At 56.8% G+C, this 18977-nt stretch carries 19 protein-coding genes and 4 pseudogenes; 16 read left to right on the forward strand and 7 right to left on the reverse strand.

All coding sequences use genetic code 11. The annotated features are described in order from the left end of the window. Positions 1-121 (forward strand): annotated as a pseudogene (locus ACR0NN_RS24135) (amine oxidase); the annotation flags it as partial. A gap of 60 nt (positions 122-181) precedes the next feature. Here ACR0NN_RS24135 and ACR0NN_RS24140 read toward each other — a convergent pair. The 4 genes and pseudogenes from ACR0NN_RS24140 to ACR0NN_RS24155 form a co-directional block, all read right to left on the reverse strand. Then, a complete protein-coding gene (locus tag ACR0NN_RS24140; protein ID WP_170726996.1) occupies positions 182-541 on the reverse strand; it encodes an amidase in 360 nt (119 codons plus the stop codon). Positions 542-543: 2 nt separating this feature from the next. Beyond that, positions 544-1095: pseudogene (locus tag ACR0NN_RS24145) on the reverse strand (amidase family protein); the annotation flags it as partial. 15 nt (positions 1096-1110) lie between these two features. Beyond that, positions 1111-1254 (reverse strand): amidase, encoded by a 144-nt coding sequence (locus ACR0NN_RS24150; RefSeq protein ID WP_170727000.1) that lies wholly within the window; start codon positions 1252-1254, stop codon positions 1111-1113. Between the two features lie 5 nt (positions 1255-1259). Next, the gene (locus ACR0NN_RS24155) at positions 1260-2549 is read right to left on the reverse strand and encodes an aminotransferase class III-fold pyridoxal phosphate-dependent enzyme (protein ID WP_170727004.1); all 1290 of its coding nucleotides are present in this window, start codon (positions 2547-2549) and stop codon (positions 1260-1262) included. Between the two features lie 91 nt (positions 2550-2640). On the opposite strand from ACR0NN_RS24155, the gene ACR0NN_RS24160 reads away from it, so the two are divergent. The 7 genes from ACR0NN_RS24160 to ACR0NN_RS24190 all read left to right on the forward strand — a co-directional run bounded on the left by ACR0NN_RS24160 (position 2641) and on the right by ACR0NN_RS24190 (position 11866). Continuing rightward, positions 2641-3564, forward strand: a complete 924-nt coding sequence (locus ACR0NN_RS24160) for a LysR substrate-binding domain-containing protein (RefSeq protein WP_170727006.1) — start codon at positions 2641-2643, stop codon at positions 3562-3564. A gap of 433 nt (positions 3565-3997) precedes the next feature. Beyond that, positions 3998-6097: a hydantoinase/oxoprolinase family protein gene (locus ACR0NN_RS24165; RefSeq protein ID WP_480685749.1), complete on the forward strand. Its 2100-nt coding sequence runs from the start codon at positions 3998-4000 to the stop codon at positions 6095-6097. Beyond that, a complete protein-coding gene (locus ACR0NN_RS24170) occupies positions 6094-7743 on the forward strand; it encodes a hydantoinase B/oxoprolinase family protein (protein WP_480685751.1) in 1650 nt (549 codons plus the stop codon). The genes ACR0NN_RS24165 and ACR0NN_RS24170 overlap by 4 nt, the downstream gene beginning before the upstream one ends. Beyond that, on the forward strand, positions 7740-8822 hold the full coding sequence (locus ACR0NN_RS24175) for an aminotransferase class I/II-fold pyridoxal phosphate-dependent enzyme (RefSeq protein WP_170727018.1): 1083 nt from the start codon (positions 7740-7742) through the stop codon (positions 8820-8822). Before ACR0NN_RS24170 ends, ACR0NN_RS24175 begins: the two co-directional genes overlap by 4 nt. Then, positions 8819-9562 (forward strand): aspartate racemase/maleate isomerase family protein, encoded by a 744-nt coding sequence (locus ACR0NN_RS24180; protein ID WP_170727021.1) that lies wholly within the window; start codon positions 8819-8821, stop codon positions 9560-9562. Before ACR0NN_RS24175 ends, ACR0NN_RS24180 begins: the two co-directional genes overlap by 4 nt. After that, a complete protein-coding gene (locus tag ACR0NN_RS24185) occupies positions 9559-10905 on the forward strand; it encodes an MmgE/PrpD family protein (RefSeq protein WP_170727023.1) in 1347 nt (448 codons plus the stop codon). Before ACR0NN_RS24180 ends, ACR0NN_RS24185 begins: the two co-directional genes overlap by 4 nt. Beyond that, positions 10898-11866: a D-2-hydroxyacid dehydrogenase gene (locus tag ACR0NN_RS24190; RefSeq protein ID WP_170727024.1), complete on the forward strand. Its 969-nt coding sequence runs from the start codon at positions 10898-10900 to the stop codon at positions 11864-11866. The genes ACR0NN_RS24185 and ACR0NN_RS24190 overlap by 8 nt, the downstream gene beginning before the upstream one ends. 215 nt (positions 11867-12081) lie before the next feature. Here the strand turns inward: ACR0NN_RS24190 and ACR0NN_RS24195 are convergent. Continuing rightward, positions 12082-12311: pseudogene (locus ACR0NN_RS24195) on the reverse strand (integrase core domain-containing protein); the annotation flags it as partial. Between the two features lie 69 nt (positions 12312-12380). On the opposite strand from ACR0NN_RS24195, the gene ACR0NN_RS24200 reads away from it, so the two are divergent. From ACR0NN_RS24200 to ACR0NN_RS24215, 4 genes and pseudogenes are all read left to right on the forward strand, one after another. Continuing rightward, positions 12381-12863, forward strand: a complete 483-nt coding sequence (locus tag ACR0NN_RS24200) for a hypothetical protein (RefSeq protein ID WP_480685753.1) — start codon at positions 12381-12383, stop codon at positions 12861-12863. A 231-nt stretch (positions 12864-13094) separates the two neighbouring features. After that, on the forward strand, positions 13095-13862 hold the full coding sequence (locus ACR0NN_RS24205) for a VWA domain-containing protein (protein ID WP_170727030.1): 768 nt from the start codon (positions 13095-13097) through the stop codon (positions 13860-13862). A gap of 257 nt (positions 13863-14119) precedes the next feature. Further along, positions 14120-15155: pseudogene (locus ACR0NN_RS24210) on the forward strand (DDE-type integrase/transposase/recombinase); the annotation flags it as partial. A gap of 150 nt (positions 15156-15305) precedes the next feature. Continuing rightward, entirely contained in the window at positions 15306-15440 is a 135-nt protein-coding gene (locus tag ACR0NN_RS24215; protein ID WP_480685756.1) for a hypothetical protein, read from the forward strand. 3 nt (positions 15441-15443) lie between these two features. Here the strand turns inward: ACR0NN_RS24215 and ACR0NN_RS24220 are convergent, their stop codons facing one another. Together ACR0NN_RS24220 and ACR0NN_RS24225 are read right to left on the reverse strand one after the other, a co-directional pair. Next, positions 15444-15749 (reverse strand): NUDIX domain-containing protein, encoded by a 306-nt coding sequence (locus ACR0NN_RS24220; RefSeq protein WP_480685757.1) that lies wholly within the window; start codon positions 15747-15749, stop codon positions 15444-15446. Positions 15750-15899: 150 nt separating this feature from the next. Beyond that, on the reverse strand, positions 15900-16853 hold the full coding sequence (locus ACR0NN_RS24225; protein WP_480685758.1) for a LysR family transcriptional regulator: 954 nt from the start codon (positions 16851-16853) through the stop codon (positions 15900-15902). A 136-nt stretch (positions 16854-16989) separates the two neighbouring features. On the opposite strand from ACR0NN_RS24225, the gene ACR0NN_RS24230 reads away from it, so the two are divergent. The 4 genes from ACR0NN_RS24230 (at position 16990) to ACR0NN_RS24245 (ending at position 18977) form a co-directional block, all read left to right on the forward strand. Continuing rightward, complete coding sequence (locus tag ACR0NN_RS24230) at positions 16990-17613, forward strand: ABC transporter substrate-binding protein (protein WP_170727036.1); 624 nt, start codon at positions 16990-16992, stop codon at positions 17611-17613. After that, positions 17582-17749 carry a periplasmic substrate-binding domain-containing protein gene (locus ACR0NN_RS24235; RefSeq protein WP_170727039.1) on the forward strand — a complete coding sequence of 56 codons (168 nt, stop codon included), beginning with the start codon at positions 17582-17584 and terminating at the stop codon, positions 17747-17749. The genes ACR0NN_RS24230 and ACR0NN_RS24235 overlap by 32 nt, the downstream gene beginning before the upstream one ends. 61 nt (positions 17750-17810) lie before the next feature. Then, positions 17811-18767: an ABC transporter permease gene (locus ACR0NN_RS24240; RefSeq protein WP_170727041.1), complete on the forward strand. Its 957-nt coding sequence runs from the start codon at positions 17811-17813 to the stop codon at positions 18765-18767. A 6-nt stretch (positions 18768-18773) separates the two neighbouring features. Then, positions 18774-18977, forward strand: coding sequence for a hypothetical protein (locus ACR0NN_RS24245; RefSeq protein ID WP_480685760.1), 204 nt, complete (start codon positions 18774-18776; stop codon positions 18975-18977).

The following is an 18977-nucleotide window of genomic DNA, read 5'->3' on the forward strand; positions in this document are numbered from 1 at the left end:
CTGGGATGATCGTCTGTTGTTTGCGGGCACTGAAGTGGCCCCTCAATTCGGGGGCTATCTGGAAGGTGCGTTGGAAGCGGCAGAAAATGCGTTGAAACTTGTCGCAAAAGAAAAGGTGTAAGAACATGACGTCAGACACTGTATGGCAGAGGGCACCCGATTTTTTGCCTGCGAAACAGGATCAGACAGGACCGGATGTTGTTAGCGCAGTAAAATAGTCTTTGGGTGTTCCCTCCGGCTCGGCTAGCACAAATACAAGCGCAAAGAGTGTCAGCTCATCCCAGTCCTGTACGGTTTCAGGCGCAATGGAGCTGCCGAAGATGAGCCTGAGATGCGTCAGGGTTATTTCCAGCACATCAGTCGCCCACGGCAAATCAACCTTTTCAACCTCGGCGCCCATATCTTGGAACACCCGAACAGCCTGCTCCAGCGCGGCAGCGATTTCTAGATCGACCGGGAGTAACCCTAAGTCCGGCCACACTGCTATGCGAAGTCCCCTGGCGCTGACTGAAGCCGGCGCGATCCGTTGAAAGGGCAGCATTGTTAGATCATCCGGATGTGTGCCGGCAGCAGATTTTGAAACAGCAAAGTATCCGCAACTGTTCGCGCCACTGGGCCGATGTGACAATAGCCATCCAGGTTGAACGGCGCGTCCACAGGGTTTCGTCCACGTGGTGGTTTGTAACCGACCACGCCAAAACAGGCGGCAGGGATTCTGATCGATCCTGCGATATCGGACCCGGTGGCAAGCGTTGTCGAACCCGCTGCCAGCGCGGCACAGGCTATGCCTGAAGACCCGCCAGGGGTCATATCTGGATTCCACGGATTGCGCGGGATGCCCCAGCGTTTCGGCCATGTAACCGCAGCACAGGAATACTCGGGCGCGGCACTACGAGCGTGCACAATACCACCTGCCTCCAATACCCGTTGATCTATGGGCGACGTGACGGGTTGTGGCACGTCTTCCCACAGGAGTGAACCACCAGAGGTTGGTTGTCCTGCGACATGATCGGAATCCTTGACTGCGATGCAAATGCCATCCAACGGATGTAGAGGCTGAGAACCTTTTCCCAAATACCGCGCCTCGGCCTCACGAGCAACGGCGCGGGCTTAGTCGAAATCGGTATAGGTAAGCGCGTTTATCTCTGGCTCTGTCCGTTCAGCCAGGGCAATGACGGCATCCGTAACCTCAACTGGCGACAATTTACGCTGCCGGAATGCCGCCAATGCCTCAGTCGCTGACAGATAGGTCAATTAGTTCATGCGTCAGTCAACTGGGCCTGAACCGACTGCCTCATGATCGAGGTGATCTGATCGATTTCCGCGTCAGTGCATGTGTACGGTGGCGCAATCGCCAGAACCGGTCCGATGATCCGAAAGAACACACCAAGACGTTCAGCTTCTTCACCCACAGCACGCGCCTGCGCGTCGGTCTCGAATTCGACTGCGGCCAACATGCCTTGATTGCGTACATCCAATACTCCAGGATTTGTGCGCAAAGGCGCCAATCCATCCGTGATCCGTTGACCGAGACGCCCGACATGCGCGGGTAAATCCATCTCTTCATATATATCGAGGCATTCCAGCGCGACCGCCGCCCCAACCGGATGGCCTCCGTAAGTGACACCATGGCCCAATGTTCCATTGCTGTGACCCAGAGATTCAATCGCATCATAGACTTTGCCCGACACCGCAACCGCGGACATCGGGAAGACCGAGGCCGTCAACTGTTTTGCCACTGTCATCATGTCGGGATGAATGTCGTAGGTTTCACAGGCAAACCATTCGCCGGTTCGCCCGAACCCGCAGATGATCTCATCAGCGATTAGCAGGATATTGTGCTTGGCCAGAACGTTCTGGATTTCCGCCCAATATCCCTTGGGCGGAAGGATTACGCCTCCGGCTCCCATCACAGGCTCGCCGATAAACGCCCCGACCGTCCCGGGATCAGCGGCTTTAATCAGCGCGTCAAGTTCACGGGCGCGGCGTTTGGAGAAATCGATCTCGCTCTCACCTGGTTCTGCATCGCGCAGGTAATGGGGTCGCCCGGTGCGCAAGACCGCGTCCAGCGGCAGATCGAACCCGTCATGACAATAGGCCAAACCCGTCAGCGCTGCGCTCATCTGACCTGACCCGTGATATGCGCCCTCGCGAGCGATGATGCGCTTTTTCTGCGGGCGATCCTCTGCGTTCCAGTAGTACCGGACAAATTTCGATGCCGTTTCCACAGCCTCGGATCCCGAGGTGCCAAAAAACACCCGATCCATCCCCGGCAAGCGCGCAACCAGCCGAGCTGCCAGTTGATCTGCAACTTCCGGCGTGCGCCCCATGAACGAATGGTAATAGGCCAATTTACCCATCTGGTCTGTCATCGCGCGCGTCAATCGTTCGGGGGTGAAACCGAGCGACGCACACCAAAGGGCCGACACTGCGTCGATATAGGTTTTGCCCTTTGCGTCGAAGACACGAACCCCTTCTCCGCGCAAAAATTGCGTCGGCGGGGTTTCTTCTGCCACTACCGGATCAGTAAACGGGAAAATCTGGGCCAAGGGAGCCTCCACAAGTCGTTTCGCCACAGATTGATAAAAGCTGAAAACTCAGTCAAATTCGAAATATTCCTGCATTGTGAGAGTTTTCCTCATGCCAGAACGAAGCTTGCCAAATCTCAACGCGTTGCGTGTCCTGACCGCGGTCGCCCGGGAAGGCGGGTTCTCAAAAGCGGCCGAGCGTTTGGGTGTCACGCAATCGGCCGTCAGCAAACAGATCGCTTTGCTTGAGGCTGAACTTGGTCAACCTCTGTTTATGCGGTTTCACAGGCGAGTCGAGATCACGCCGTTCGGGCGGCAAGTCGCGGATCTGGCCACTGATGCGTTTAGCCGTATCGAAACAGGATTGCGCCACGCAAAAGATACCGCGCCCGAACAGATCCGGTTCTATGGGGATGCGGACTTCACCGAGCTCTGGCTGTTCCCTCGCCTCCGCCGGTTTGAAGCAACTTGGCCTAATACCAGAATTTCGATCTCGGTCGAGGTTGCTATGAACAAACCACCCGAACAAAACTACGATTGCGCGGTGATCTGGGGTCGAGGAGACTGGACCGGCTGCCGGTTTGACCCACTCCTTACTAATTCCTTCTTTCCCGTGGCCGCCCCTCATTACTTTCAAGCGCTGAATCGTTCGCCGCAGCTATCCGACATACCCGAACCCGACCTGATCCACGATCAGACCCGGTTCTGGTGGCGCGCCTTTCGAGAGGCAATTGGCGACCGCAGCCTGAACCCCGACGCTGGACGCATTTATAACCGGTCTTCATTGTGCCTCGCGGCCGCAGCGCGGGGCGATGGTGTAACAATTGGAGACGAAGTTACCGCATGGCAGTACATCGAGAATTCGTCACTCGTTAGTCCCTTCCAAACGCGCCTGCCTTCTCCGGACTCCTATTATTTTGTTCAGCCTGAGAACTCTCGTGGATCAAACGCCTTGACGCAGTTCAAGTCATGGCTGTTTGCTGAAGCCGCCGCGCACAAGCGTTTCTTCCGTAGGTTCTGGAAACAGCGAAATTAGCCGGTCTTCTCTGGCAGATAGGATGGTTGCGGCGATGGAGTTTGGCTCGTGAGCTATTTGAAAGCTTCAGAACCGCCCAAAGGTCTGAAATTCCGAGATAACGTGTATTAGTTTTAGGATAATTTCCTAAAGAACGAACGCCGAATTGTGAGTGGATTGCTGCTATCTGCAATTACCATGGCAATCGCAGATGCCCACCGAACATTTTTCACATTTCTGTTGACAGCCCGTCCCATGCTCGGGCAGCATTTTTTCGGAACGGAAAAGCGTGAGAGCGGTCATTTATGGCGCGATGCATGACTGAAAATCAGGGACGCCGGGCGACCGGCTGCGATCTCGTCGTCTGACGTGAAGCTGGTTTTTGTCGCTTCGGCTGGTGCCGGAGCGAGAGTCTGCATTCCCTCTGACTTTTCTCCTTTTCTGGTATCCCTACATGCGCGAAGAGAACGGGCTACGCCTTGCCGTCGATATCGGCGGTACTTTCACCGATACGGTTCTGGTTGATGGCCGGGGGCATATCCTTGCCACCACTAAAACACCGACCACCATAGAAAACCCGACCCTAGGAGCACTTGCGGGTGCAAAACATGTGTTAGCTGAATCCGGGTCGGAATGGTCACAGATCGGTGGTTTCATCCATGGCACGACCCTGGCCACCAATGCTTTGATCGAGCGGCGCGGTGCGGTTGTGGCAACAGTCACGAGCGAGGGGTTTCGCGATATTCTCGAGATCGCCTATGAGCGCCGCTTCAACCAGTACGAGATCAACCTTGTCAAACCTGATCTGATCGTGCCGCGTTCGCGTGCCTTTACGATCGGCGGACGGATGGATGCACGCGCGCAGGAATTGCAACCGCTTGAAGAGGAGGCCGTTTCCCGATTGGCCGCAGAGCTTGTGGCCTGTGGCGCCGAGGCCGTGGCGATTTGCCTGATGCATGCATATGCCAACCCGGCGCATGAGCTGCGGTTGCGTGATCTTCTGCGCGCGAGGTTGCCCGATCTCGTGATCTCGCTATCGCACGAAGTCAGCCCCGAGGCGCGTGAGTTCGACCGGCTCTCGACCACGATTGCCAACGCTTATATCCAACCGCAGATGGCCAGCTATCTGGCTGATTTCCAAGCGCGATTTAACCAAGAAGGATTGACTTGCCCAATCCTGATGATGACTGCGGCCGGGGGCATGACGACGATAGAAACCGCAGCGCGTCTGCCCATCCGGTTGGTTGAATCCGGTCCTGCGGGCGGGGCCATTCTGGCCGCGCGCCTCGCTGCTGAGACGAGCGAGCGCGAGGTGTTGAGTTTCGACATGGGCGGCACCACGGCCAAGCTTTGCCTGATTGACCAGTATCGCCCACAGGCAGCCCGCAAATTTGAAATCGCGCGCGCTGCGCGGTTCATCAAAGGCTCTGGCATGCCGGTACGCATTCCGGTGATCGAGATGATCGAGATTGGCGCGGGCGGCGGATCTATCGCGCATGTGGACCGGTTGTATCGCCTGCAGGTCGGACCAGAAAGCGCAGGGTCTGAGCCCGGGCCGGCCGCCTTTGCCAAGGGCGGAACTGAACCGACAGTGACAGATGCCGATGTCGTGCAAGGCCTGATCGAACCCGAGCGCTTTGCCGAAGGGCGGCTTAGGATCGATATGGACGCGGCGAAAACGGCGCTTGCCTCGGGTATTGGAGAGATTCTGGGGCTTGGCGCGGTGCAGGTGGCAAATGGGGTCAGCGAAATTGTCGATGAGAACATGGCCGCCGCCGGGCGGATGCACGCGGTGGAATCGGGCAAGGATTTGGCCGCGAGGCTGATGATCGCTTTCGGTGGGAATGGACCCTTGCATGCAACTCGGGTTGCAAGGCGCGCGCAGGTTGATCGCATCCTGATCCCGCGCGATCCCGGCGTGGGCTCAGCGGTCGGATTTCTGTTCGCACCCGTATCTTTTGAGATCATACGGTCGCGCTATGCCACGCTTGAGGCGCTCGATCTTGACGCGCTCAACGCCTTCTTTGACGCGATGATTGAAGAAGCTGAGGCTGTGGTAAGGGCAGGCGCGCCTGAGGGACGGCTGACCCGACGACGGCGGGCTTTCATGCGCTATCACGGGCAAGGGCACGAGATTGAAATCCCACTGCCTGACCGGGCGCTGGAAAAGACAGACATGCCTGCATTGCTTGGGGCATTCGAAAAGGAATACAGCCACCAGTTCAGCCGTGCCGTTCCAGGAATGACGGTCGAGATCCTGAACTGGGCTCTTGAGGTCTCTTCGGAGTCGCCCGCGCTTACGTCCCATTCTGAAGTTCTTGCGAAACAGCCTGCGCAACCAACCGGTCAGCGCCAAATCTTGTGTGAGGTATCCAGTGAATGGCGCAACGCGGACCTTTTTGATCGCTCTGCGCTTCGCCCGGGCGATCAATTGGGCGGGCCCGCCCTGATCATCGAGCCGCAGACCACAACTTTCGTGAGCGCCGATTTCTCCGCCGAAATCGATGGCGGCCTAAATATCTGGCTCACACGCAATCGGGAGGGCAACCGATGAACACTACAAACACGCGTCTTCAGGTGATGTGGAACCGGCTTCTGGCCGTGGTTGAAGAACAGGGACAGGCGCTGATCCGTGCGGCTTTCAGCCCTATCGTGCGAGAATGCGGGGACATTTCAGCTGGTATCTTCGACCTGCAGGGTCGCATGTTGGCACAGGCGGTGACCGGCACACCGGGCCATATCAACACTATGGCCGAGGCCGTAAAAACATTGCGCGGTCGCTTCCGGCTTCAGGACATGCGGCCGGGAGATATCTACCTTACCAACGATCCATGGATCGCCTCGGGGCATCTGAACGATTTCTTGCTGTTGATGCCGGTGTTCCACCGGGATCAGGTGGTTGGCTTCACTTCCTGTACCTCGCATTTGGTCGATCTGGGTGGGCTAGGCATGGGCCCTGAGGGTGCAGATATCTATGACGAAGGTCTGCTCATCCCGCCCTGCAAACTGATGGACGAGGGTGTGTTGAACACCCTCCTGATGGAGATCGTCAAAGCCAACTCACGCGAACCCGTCGCCAACGAGGGCGATATCTATGCGCTGATCGCGTGTTGCGAAGCTGGCGCTAAGCGGCTTGCGGGCATGATGGATGAGTTCGGCATAGACCATTTGGATGAACTTGCCGACTATATCATCGACGCCTCATATCGCGCTTCCGTTGAAGCCATCGCAGAACTTCCGAAAGGGACGTGGCGCAATGTGCTGAAGGTGGACGGTTATGAGCGTGAGATTGATCTGCACGCAGCCCTGAGCATCGGCGAGGATCGTGTTGAGCTGGATTTCACCGGAACATCGGGGCTGTCCAGCAAGGGCATCAACGTGCCGCTCAACTATGCGACCGCCTATTCGGTCTTTGCCCTTCGCTGCATAATCGGGCCGGATATTCCAAACAATGCAGGCTCACTTGCACCATTTCACGTAACCGGGCCGAAGGATTGTATCCTGAACGCTCAGCCTCCCGCACCAGTGGCCATGCGTCATACGCTGGGGCAGATGACGCCCGATCTGGTCTATGGCTGCCTCTCGCAGGCTGTGCCGGATTCCGTACCGGCCGAAGGGGCATCGTGTATGTATGATTTACCCCTTCGGCATGCGCCCGAGGCGGTTTCGCGCGGCGATGAGCAGTTTGCGTTAGAGCTTGTGTTCAGCGGCGGAACAGGCGCGCGGCCCGGTCTGGACGGCTTGTCGGCCACCGCCTTTCCGTCGGGCGTCTGGGGAAGCCAGGTGGAAACCACCGAAGCGGTCGCGCCGGTTCTGATCACCCGGCGTGAGCTCAAGCCGGACAGCGGCGGGTCCGGACGGACACGTGGAGGATTGGGACAGCATATCGAAATGCGTTCGTCAAAGGACGAGGATTTCATGCTATTCCTTTCGGTTGAACGGGTCTTGAACCCCGCGCGGGGCCGGTTCGGCGGAGAAGAAGGTGCACCTGGGCGCATCCGCATTGGCAAGGACGGACCTGACCTGCCAGGCAAGGGCGAGGTCCGGGTGAAGGCGGGCGAAACTCTGATCTTTGAAACTCCGGGGGGTGGCGGCTTTGGGGATCCGCAGGATCGTCCGTGCGAAGATGTTCAGCGCGACCTTGAAGAGGGACTGATAAGTCAAAAAATGGCGCGCGAAATTTATGGTATCGATCCATGATCAACCCCGTCGCCCATATCAATGCTATGTCGCCATATGCTCTGGCTGAACTGAATGCGCCCGAAGGCAAGCGCCTGATCTCGCTGTCGCAGAACGAAAGCCTGCGCCCGCCCAGCCCGCGTGCGATCCAGGCTGCTGCCAAGGCTTTGGAGGCGGCGCATCTTTACCCCGATCCGGACTGGGGCGAACTGCGTGCTGCCCTGTCCGCACTGCACGGCATCCCGGCCGAGGGCATCCTTTGCGGCAATGGGTCGATGGAACTGATCGCTGGCCTGACGCATGTCTTTGCCGATGAGCGAAATGCAGTACTGGCCCCGGCGCATGCCTATCCGTTCTTCCGAACTGCCGCGCAACTGGTGCGGGCGCGTTTCGACACTGCCCCCGAGGAGAATGGCAGCGTATCGGTGGATGCCCTACTAAAGGCTGTCCGGCCAAACACACGCATCGTAATTGTTGCCAATCCCGGCAACCCCAGCGGTACCCGCATCCCGCGCGCCGAGCTATTGCGCCTTCGCGACGGATTGCCGGGCAATATATTGCTAGTGATCGATGAAGCCTATGGTGAATTTGCCGATCATCTGGGTGAGCACATGTTCGATCTGGTCGCGCGGGGCGACACGGTAGTTCTGCGCACCTTCTCCAAGGCATACGGTCTGGCCGGAATGCGGGTGGGCTGGGGCCTGTTCCCTCTCAACATCGCGCGCGAGCTTCGTAAAGTCATGAACCCCAACAACATATCGGTCGCTGGACAGGCCGCTGCCGCTGCTGCGTTGGCGGATCAGGCTTATATGGTCGCAACCTGCAGCGAAACGGCTGCATTGCGCGACAGGTTTCGGATCAGGCTACGACAGGCCGGGTTTGACGTGCCTGAAAGCTACACCAATTTCGTGCTGATCCGAATGGCTAACCCCGAGGCGGCAAGTCGCGCCGATGAAGCGCTGCGCAGCGAAGGTGTCTTTCTACGTCCACAGGGCGGCGCCGGGCTTGCCAATTGCCTGCGCGCGACCATTGGTGTCGCAGGTCATCTCGACATCGCAGCCGGGTTATTGGAACGCTGGGCAAAGGAGGAAACGCCATGAACAGTTCACGCGGACGCGCCCGCTTTGGCATTCTGGTGCCTTTCACCAACACCAATCTCGAACCTGACATGGTGCTGCTGCGGCCCGATGGTGTATCGCTGCATTTCGCCCGAATGGGGGGCTATGATCAGGATGAGATTCCGGATGCTGACCAAATGCACGGGCTTGGCGCGGCCGATCTGGACGAGCCTTTGGGCCTGCTGCAGGGCGTGCGCCCGGATGTAATCATGTATGGCTGCACCTCAGCCACGCTGACCCATGGCCCGGCCTTCGACCGGGGACTCGCTGAGCGGATCAAAGTCCAAAGCGGGGCCGAGACGGTAACGGCAGCTGGGGCATTGGTGCATGCGCTGCAAACTCTGGGCACGACCCGCATCGGTTTTGCCTCGCCTTACGTGCCCACGATAAACGACATGGCCATCAGATTTCTGGCCGCATCCGGTATTGAAACCGTAGCCCGGTCGGAGGTGAGTGGTAAGCTCGACAATTACGGTCAAGGTGATCTGGACCCGCAGGCGGTGTTTGATCTGGGCCTTGCCGCCAACCATCCCAAGGCCGAAGCGATTGTGCTGTCCTGTACTGACATGCGCAGCGTCGAGATTATCGCGCGTCTTGAGCAGGCTGTAGGCAAACCGGTCATCACGTCAAATCAGGCGATGGCTTTTCAGGCCATGCAGCTTGCAGGTTTCAGTGAGGCCTTGCCGGGATATGGCCAGCTCTTGGAGAGAACGCTGCTATGAGTTTTGATAAAATCGCAGAATTTGTGCTCTCGCGCCGGGACATGCCGCAAAGCGCGATTAACATGTCAGCAACGCTGCTTATTGACACGGTTGGCGTGGCGGCAGGGGCCGCCGACATGGAAGCAGGGCGGATCGCGCGCGATCATGCGTTTGCCTTTCACGGCGCAGGTGCCCCGGATCACGCCGCCCACATAATGTTCGATGGCCGCCGTGCTTCGGTCCCGGGGGCCGCCTTTGCCGCGGCCACGCAGATCGACAATCTCGATGCCCATGACGGATATAACCCGACCAAGGGCCATATCGGATGCGCCGTGGTTCCCGCTCTTTTTGCCTTCGCCGAAGCCCGGTCGGAACTGACCGCACACGATGCGCTGATTGCGCTGGTCATGTCCTATGAGATCGCCGCGCGGGCTGCCTTGGCTCTTCATGCGACGGTCAGCGACTATCACACTTCCGGTGCATGGAATGCGCTGGGGGTGGCTGCACTGGGTTGTCGCCTGATAAGTGCAAGCCCTGATCATCTCCGCCACGCGTTGGGAATTGCCGAATACCATGGCCCGCGCAGCCAAATGATGCGCGAGATTGCCAACCCGACCATGCTGCACGACGGCTCGGGCATGGGTGCGTTGGTCGGTTCAATGGCTGCGTTGATGGCGCAGGACGGGTTCGAAGGCGCACCTTCGATCACGGTCGAGGCCGATGACGTTGCCCAGCACTGGGCTGATCTGGGCGAGGTCTGGACGATTGAACGGAACTATATCAAACCCTATCCGATTTGCCGCTGGGCGCATGCAGCACTTGATGCCCTGTCCGGGCTGATGCGCGATCATGCGTTCTGCGCAGACGACGTAATCCGGATCGAGGTGAACACGTTTTCCCAAGCGGCGGCACTGTTTCCCGACATGCCCGCGACCACATCACAAGCGCAGTACTCCCTGCCTTTCGCGCTTGCGGTGATGCTGGTGCATGGCCGCATCGGGCCAAAGGACATTTCCGGCGCTGCACTGAGCGATCCGGAGATAGCCGCCGTTCTGGCAAAAGTCTCGGTGCGTGAGGAGCCCCGGCACAGCCAGCGCTTCCCTGTCGGGCGGTGGTCTGATGTCGTTGTCACACTGAATGATGGCTCCCGGCTTGCCTCGGGCGATGTGCAAGCGCGCGGCGGGCCCGAAGCACCAATGGCGCTGAGTGAAGTCGAGGCGAAATTCCGTGTGATGGCTGCGTCACTCCCCGAGCCTCGCGTCACGGCGATGTGGAAAATGCGCGAGCGTATATTGCAGCCGGAGGCCAAGTTCGACGAATTGGCTCAGCTTGTCTGCGCCCCGACGGAGGAAAACCATGTCTGACACCCCGCGTATCGTTTTACATAACGGCGATACTACTCCGCTGGTCCGATGGTTGCGCGCTGAATACCCGCAGGCAGATTACCGCGAATGCAACAGTTATGAGGCGCTTCCTGCCCTGATCGAAAGCTACCGACCCGAGATTGCCTATTCTGTCCGCTTTGCGGGTACGCCGGGCTTTCCGCGGGATGCGTTGATTGGGCCTGATGGCCCACGTTGGATCGCCAATGGCGGTGCTGGCACCGACCATTACGGCCAATGGGATCCCCAGAAGACCACCATCACCAATGCCGCAGGCGTGGCTGCTGGGATGATGGCCGAGTATATCCTCGGCGGTTTTTTGCACTTCACGCTGGATGTACCGGGGCTGCAAAAGGACAAGGCCGCCCGGGTTTGGAACACCCGAATGGTTAGACCGTTATCGGGCAAGACGCTTCTGATCGTTGGGCTGGGCCATACCGGTCAGGCGGTGGCGGCGCGCGCCAAGGCCTTTGGCATGGAGGTTCTGGGAACCCGCGCCCGCCCCGTGCCGATGGAGTATGTCGATCAGGTACATGCAGCGGATGAATTACATGACCTCCTGCCCCGCGCGGATTTCATCGCAGTCTCGACACCGCTTACCCCAAGGACACGCGGTCTGATCGGCGCGCAAGAGATTGCGGCGATGAAGCCCGGCGTTATCTTCGCGGATGTTTCGCGCGGTGGCGTAGTGGACCTGAGGGCCCTGCACGACGCGCTGAAGGCCGGACACATAGCGGCTGCGGCGCTCGATGTGTTCGAGACCGAACCCCTGCCCGAGACGAGCCCGCTCTGGGCGCTTGAAAACGTGATCATCTCGCCGCATTGCTCATCGGTATATGCCGAATGGGAACAAGCTTCATTCGAGTTGTTCATGCAAAACCTCGGTCGCTGGATACGCGGTGAGGAACTGCTCAATGTCGTGAACCCTGCCCGTGGGTATTGATAGGGACGCCTTGGCAAACCGGTTTTCAGGGGTCACAACCCTGCTACTCACCCCCTACAAGGATGACCTGAGCGTTACCGAAGGCCCAAATCCAGACTATGCAACTTTCTGCCTAGCGGGTGACTAAAATTACCTCTCAAATTTCAGAACCCCCAACCTCTGACGACGTACAGATTGCCTTTGATCAGCCTCATTTGTGTGGTCCAATTTGATTGTTAGTTCATGACCGGCCTTTGGTCCATTTGAACGATGGTTTCCGGGGCCGGGGGCTTATATCCCAGAGCGCTGTGCGGACGTTTTGTGTTGTAGTGTTTCCTCCATTCTTCGATCAAAATCTGCGCTTCTTCTAGACAGTAGAAGACTTCTCCATTCAGGAACTCACCTCTAAACCGCGCATTGAACTTTCACAGTAACCATTCACCAATGGGCTGCCTGGCTCGATGTATTCAAAGCCGCGATCACCCATGTTGGTGCACACATCGAGCATATGGGTGCGCGTCGACTGCCCAAGGCGTTGAAACCTATTCAGTTTGCGCTGGTCTCGATTCTGGAAGATACGCGGGCCGAGCTGCTGGCCGCGCGCAAATATTCCGGGCTGCTGAAACTGTGGAAATCCTTTCACACGGTTTCAGGCCATGCTGAGGTGCAGGAAACCGATCAGAACGGTGTGTGCTATGTGGTGACCGATACCGCGCCCGCCACCAACAACCTGCTGGCCCGTAATGCGCGCGCTCTTATCGATGAAGATTTCGTAGACGATCATCCCTGGGTACAACAAGGCCGCCGGATGTTCCGTGATGCAGGCCCTGATTGGGACCCCGAGGATATCCGCCGGGTCAGCGTTCTGCTGGGCAATGACATCGGGCAGATGCGGTTGCAGTTTAACGCCAAGACCTATGTGGTCGAACCGCCCTATAGCGACGACAATATGGGTATTTGGGATTTTGGCGATCCGCCCGAGGATGCCGAAGAGGAGACGGACACAGTTTTAGCTTAGATGAGGATCGAGCAACAACAGCAGGACAATCCTGACACCGACCCGCAATCGCTGCCCGATCTGGACGAAATCGAGACCAAGCACCGCCCGGTCAACTCCGAATAGGATGCGGATTTGCCGCTCTGCAAATTACCGGAATGGGATCACAAGGCGGCCAGCTTGCGCGCCAACTGGGTCACCTTGGTCGAACCTAAGCCCAGGACGGCTCCGCCGCATAGAATTGACACAATCGTGGCCAAACAAGCAGATGTGGCGGCGCAGATTGAAAATCTGGTGCGCCAATCCAAGATCGGCCAGACGCGGCGTCTGAAACGCCAGCACGAAGGCGACCGGTTGGATCTGGATGCCTGCATCCAGCATCGTATCGATCTGCGCAGCGGCCAGATCCCCGATATCGGTCTTTATGAAACCACCGCCTTTTCTCAGCGTGATCTTTCGGTTCTGGTGCTGAAGGATATCTCGGAATCCACCAAGGATTTTGTCAATGGCACCACCAAATCCATCTATCAACTACAGCGCGAAGCGACGGCGCTGCTGGCCGAGGCGATGCATGGTATGGGAGATCCTTTTGCGCTTCACGCCTTTTGTTCGGATGGTCGCAGCGCATTGAAATACCACCAGATAAAAGGGTTTGGCTTTCCCTACGACGTTCAGGCCAAAAGTCGGTTCGCCGGCTTGCGTCCGGGATATTCCACTCGGATGGGGGGTGCGCTGCGCTTTGCTGGGCAAGAGATCGCGGCCCAGAAAACCCGACGCAAACTGGTTCTGGTCATTACGGATGGCGAGCCTTCGGATATCGATGTGAGCGATCCGAATTACCTGATCGCCGACACCCGTAAGGCGGTTCTGGGGCTGACGGCAAACGGGATCGATGTGTTCGCGGTGGGGTTGAACGGCTCTGATAACACTGCGCTGCCGCAGATCTTCGGCGCGCGTAACACGTTGCAGATCAGCGACTTGGAAAGCCTGCCTCTGCTGTATTTCCGTCTGGTTGGATAAGTGCAAGATGGTTCTGTTGCAATATATTGAGAACAGTGAGCTGTTTTGGCGGATGTATGCGCCGCGCCCTGGATACGACATGGTCGCGCAATGCCTCGGGGTCTGATCAGTATGGTCGGTGAAGAAGGACGTTCGTCGTCCATGGTTCCAATCGCCATAGATGATATTATGACGTGTCTGACGTCAGCGCGTATGGGTCCATTTAGGGTTGTTTGCCAAGAGAGTGTTTGTTGCTCATTGTTACGACCAAGGAATGTATGATGAGAAAGACAACGAAGAGCCCTGGCGAGCAGATCGTCAAAGATATCAAGCGCGCCACACGCAAGCAGTATTCCAGTGAAGAGAAGATCCGGATCGTGCTTGATGGGCTGCGTGGCGAGGACGGTATCGCGGAGCTGCGCCGTCGCTAGGGCATGTCGCAGGGCCTTTACTACAAATGGTCCAAGGACTTTATGGAGGCCGAAAAGAAGTGTCTGGCCGGGGACACAGCGCGGGCTGCAAAAAGTGATGAGGTCAAGGATCTGCGCAGCGAGGCAAAGGAACTCAAGGAAGTGGTCGCTGAACAGGCGCTTAAGCTGCGCCTTTTTAATAAAAAAGCATGCTCGGGGATGGCGACAACCACGAATGAGGTACGCCGCATCAGAGAAGCTAGAGATCATTCGGTTAGTGGAAGAAAGCCATCTGTCAACACGTCGGACATTGGCTAAGCTGGGCATTCCTCGCACCACATACTACCGCTGGTATGATCGTTATCTGCAGCGTGGTGAGGCGGGCCTGCGGGATCAATCGCCGCGACCAAAGCACGTCTGGAACCGGGTGCCAACCGAAGTGAAGCGCAAGGTTGTCGCCCTCGCGTTGCAGGAAACGGAGCTGTTATCACGCGAACTGGCAGTGAATTTTACTGATCAAGAATGCTATTTTGTGTCGGAATCCACTGTATATCGCACGCTCAAGGCGCATGATCTGATCACTAGCCCGGCCTTTATGGTCCTTAAGGCGGCAGAAGAGTTCCAGCACAAGACAACAGCTATCAACCAGCTTTGGCAGACCGACTTCACCTATCTCAAGGTGATCGGCCGGGGTTGGTTCTATCTCAGCGTGCTCCTGGATGATTATAGCCGCTTCATCATCTCCTGGAAGCTTTGCACCAATATGCGGGCCGAGGATGTAACGGACAAATTAGATCTGGCGTTGCAGGCGTCCGGCTGCGATCGGGTTCATGTCGTTCACAAGCCACGCCTGCTCAGCGGCAACGGATCGAGTTGTGTCTCAGGGGATCTGGCCGAGTGGTTGCATGCCACTTATTCGCATTTCCAAAGCGTGGCCGTGTTTTGACGGATGATTCCTGTCGGCGAATGGGTTTCGTGTTTACCGCGAAAACCGGCCGAAATAGGCTTACTTTTTAGTGACTTGCGATATTGCCTAGCCCGGATCGATCAAAAGATGACTGCTCGGCTTTTGCTTCACGAATTCGTCCTCTATCCAGCGGAGAATGCGCCGTTGGCCCCCGAAAGCAACCATTTCTATCGGATCATCAAAGCAAACCCAGCGGAAATCGCTGCGTTCATGATTCAATGAAACCTAGGCAGTGGCATCTACGAATGCAATAAAGACCGGTGCCATGGTGATGGCATCGCGATCTGCTTCGTAAAACTGCTCGCAAATATCCGCCGAATACAAAGTTCTGGGCCGCAAGCCGGTCTCTTCGGCCAGTTCTCGAATTGCGGCCTGCCAAGCTGTTTCACCGTCCTCAATACTACCAGCAACTTGGCACCATTCGCCAATCAACGTCTGGGTCCACTTAAGAAGAAGGACCTCATGACGCCCGTGCGTCTGTCGAATGGCGACAAGCGAAGCAATAAACGACCTGATAGGGATTTCCGCCATCTGAGCACCTTGGGCCGAGAATAAACTGGTCTAAATAGGTTTAGAGGATGGTTGGCTGGAGGCAAGCTCGGCTTTGCTCAGACAACCGACTTCGTTTATGGAACATCTATGGCTGCGTGTGACGTGTAAATCTGATGCACCTTATTGGGGTCACTGACCATTACCGCCGCTGGCCCTTGAAAGCGCGCGAAGCTTACTCTCCCAAGGCGGGATCTTTCCAATCTTTGCGATGAGAAAGTCCATGAACACACGGACCTTGGGCGAGAGTACATTTGACTTAGGGTAGATCATCCACAACACATTTTCTTCTGCCGCTTCATAATCGGGTAGAACGTGTTCTAACAGTCCGGAGGACAGCTCTTCGTGTACGCTCCAGACCGCATTCATCGATATGCCCGCCCCCTCTATTGTTGCGCGCTTTTGGGTTAGCCCGTCATCCACGATCAATTGGCTCTTTTTGTCCCCGTACTCAAACATCGCTATGTCCCCTTGAGCAGATTTTAGGGGCCTTGGATCGAGATTGCTGAAAGCAATAAGCCTGTGATGCGCCAAATCGGCGGGGGTTGCGGGGGTTCCGTGGGCCCTAAGGTAGGATGGAGACGCACAGAGTATGCGTTTGTCATCTGCCAGCTTGCGCCCCTTCAGACTTGTGTCTGAGAGCGGGGAATACCGTAGGGCAAGGTCATAGCTGCCCTCGATAAGATTGAACTGAAGGTCAGACATGCGCAAATCCAGCGTCACATCGGGGAAGGTGTCGAGAAATTCGGGGAGGATTGGTGCGATATAGATCTGTGCGAAGGTGCTGGGAGCAGTAAAGCGCAGCGTTCCGCTTGCTTTGGCTGACCCTTGTCCTAGCGCAGCAAGCGCCGCCTCCTCCTGCGCAACCATTTCGCGTGCAAAGGGAAGGAAATCAACGCCCTCGACAGATAGGGATACTCTGCGCGTGGTCCGGTGCAACAGCTCGGAGCCCACCCTGTGTTCGAGCTTGGCAAGCTTTGCGCTTGAGACAGCTGGAGCCATGCCCAGCTTCCGTCCGGCTGCGCTAATGTTCAGCAATTCTGCCGCGAGGATAAACAGCCGCAGCTCGTCTGTATCTATGCCCATTATGTCAGCTTTCCGAATTCTGAATACAAAAGTGTCCACTTTATTTAGTAAATATCAGAAGCCATATGTTTGAAAAGGAAATGTCGCAGATTTCAGGAGATCGCTGCAATGACAGGGACCGCCACAGTCAACTACCATGTCAGGCGGCTACCACCCGACCTATGCGATGCAGATGACGCAGGCACCGTTCACCGACAACAATGTCAGGCTGGCTTTGAAATATGCTATCAACCGGCAAGAGCTGGTCGACCGGGTCTTGCGCGGGCACGGTACCGTTGCCAACGATCACCCCATCGCACCGACAATGCCGTTCTATGATGCTAGCATCGAACAGCGGCAATACGATCCAGATCGCGCCAAGTACCATATCAAAGAGGCTGGTCTGGATAGCCTGAAGGTCAGCCTGAGCGTCGCCGATTCAATATTCGCAGGGGCGGTGGATTCTGTTGTTTTATATCGCGAACACGCGGCAGCGGCAGGTATCGACCTCGAAGTCGTGCGCGAGCCCGCAGATGGGTACTGGTCGGACGTTTGGCTTAAGAAACCGTTTGTGACCTCAGCCTGGGGTGCGCGCCCAGTGCCGGATATGATCCTGTCAACCGCCTATCAAACAGGTGGCGCTTGGAACGAAACGCAGTTTTCAGATGAAAAGTTCATGCAGTTGATGGTTGCGGCACGGTCGGAACTGGATCAGGCCAAGCGGGCGCAGATGTATTCGGATATTGCAGATGTATTCGGATATTCAGGTGATCCTGCGTGATAAAGGTGGTGCAGTTGTACCGTTCTTCCGCAACCACCTCTATGCGCGACGGTCCGAGGTCGCCCGCTCAGATCAGGTTGCTTCGAACTGGTCGCTTGACGGGTACAAACCGCTTGAACGGTGGTGGATGGCCTAATCTAATCTCCCCTACTGAAGGGTGCCATCCTGGCACCCTCTTTTTCTAAAGCGCGCGAAACATGCATCTTCTTCTGAAACGTCTTCTCCAACGCCTTGCATTGGGGTTGGTGACACTCTTTGTGGTATCGCTGGTCATCTTTCTTTCGATTGAACTTTTGCCCGGTGACGCCGCCGAGCAGGTTCTGGGACAGTCCGCGACGCCCGAAACCGTCGCCGCATTTCGCGCGCAATTGGGCTTGGACGTTCCCCCGCATATTCGCTATGTCGACTGGCTGGGAAATTTGTTGCAGGGGGATTTGGGTACATCGGTCGTGTCCGGTTTGCCGATCACCGAACTGATCGGTGAACGGATCAAAAACACACTGTTCCTAGCGATATTTGCGGCATTGATGGCTGTTCCGATGGCTTTGATTTTGGGCGTCGTTTCCGCGCTGTATCGTGAAACCTGGCTGGATAAATCCATTAACGTCCTCTCATTGACAGCAATATCAGTGCCCGAGTTTTTCGTGGCCTATATTCTGGTATGGCTATTCGCGGTTCAGCTGGACCTGTTCCCCTCCATCTCATCGGTATCGGACAGCGCCTCTTTTTCTGACCGAATATATCTGACTTTCGTGCCTGCGCTAACCATGACCGTCATCGTTATGGCCCACATGATGCGCATGACGCGCGCCTCGATCATTAACGTCTTGGCATTGCCTTATGTGGAAATGGCTCGGCTAAAAGGGGCAAACCCACGCCGTTTGATCGTGATCCACGCATTGCCGAATGCGATTGCTCCGATTGTCACGGTGATTGCGATCAACCTGGCCTATTTGATCACTGGGGTCGTGATTGTCGAAGTTGTCTTTGTCTATCCAGGCATGGGCCAACTGTTGGTGGACAGCGTCGCCAAGCGCGATTTCACGGTTGTTCAGTCGTCCTGCCTGATCTTCGCAGCAAGCTATATCCTGCTGAATTTGGCATCTGATTTGATCTCAATCGCGACCAACCCCCGCCTCATGCACAGGAACTAAGACCAAATGAACAGATTTCTGCATGAGTTGCGCAAAGTACCGCCAACGGCAAAGTTTGGGATACTTGTCGTATTCATCTATGTGTTTGTGGCGCTCTTTGCGCCACTGCTTGCCCCGTATGGTGAAAGCGAGATTGTCGGCTTCGAATTTGAGCCCTGGTCAGCGCAATACTGGCTTGGGACAGACAGTCTGGGGCGCGATATGGCTTAA

The organism is Ruegeria sp. BA2 (assembly GCF_056539605.1).